Raw genomic sequence first — 934 nt, 5'->3', positions numbered from 1 at the left:
GTGGTGTAATGACAAGGGAGAGTGCTTTGCGAATTCGCCAACCCTGACCATCAACCCATCGGACATTGATAAGGTGTTTAATAAAGGCGTGGGCTTTAAACCTCTGACCGTGACATACAGCGGCGAAGTTGACAAGGGCTACCCAGAAGCAACGCGCACTTTTGAAAGTGAACCATTACCCGTGGCACTTAAGTACCCACCAGATGGTACCAAAGGGATTTGCTATGAAGCGCAAACCGTCGATCATATGCAAGTTGCGTTTAGCAATATTGTTTCAAATCCGTCTGGAAGCAGGCGCTATCGATTGAGCTTTCCAACGCTGGCGTTCGATTTTTTGCCGGGCGTGACGGAAATTACTGAATTGGCAAGTGAGCCACCAGTCAACTTCAGCCCATCGACTCCAAAGTTTCAAGACAAAAAGCTCCCCGAAACGCTGGTTGTCAATTTCTCATACGATGGCAATAACCCGATACCGATTACGCTGACCAAGCAACCGATTCCCCCTAGTTTTGGGCTAGTGATATATCAAACGACAGACAGCAACTTGGCTTTGCCTTATCCCGAGGCAAACCCTGAAATCACCATCAGTCACCTTCAATTCCAATTTACGATGGCGGGCAGTGACCAAGACAGAAGAAAAAGTATGGTCAATTGCCAGCAGTTTGACCGCTAACCATCTCGATATGACTCATTCAGTTAGTCATGCATTTAAGGTTGCGAGCACTGAGGGCAAATAGCTGCTTGCCTTCAGTGACTGTTAATCAACCGTTTTGATGCAATCAGCTGTAGATATCAATCTAGTGTGGGATGGCAGGCTTGTTCTCGCCGTTATATTCCATTTACGCAGTTTGTATTCGTTCACTGTGCAATGCACCCGTTTCTTCAGCCTCTAGAGCAGGCCGACTTGTGCCTTTTAACCTTTTTACCTTTTTAC

At 46.7% G+C, this 934-nt stretch carries 1 protein-coding gene; it reads left to right on the top strand.

All coding sequences use genetic code 11. The features are described from left to right. Nucleotides 1-673 (top strand): hypothetical protein (locus tag BCT81_RS27725; protein WP_102426532.1); only part of this gene is annotated, 673 nt, incomplete at its 5' end. Nucleotides 674-934: the final 261 nt, after the last annotated feature.

This window comes from Vibrio sp. 10N.261.52.A1 (assembly GCF_002876325.1).
GTDB lineage: Bacteria > Pseudomonadota > Gammaproteobacteria > Enterobacterales > Vibrionaceae > Vibrio > Vibrio chagasii.
This window is presented reverse-complemented; position numbering and strand designations above follow the sequence as displayed.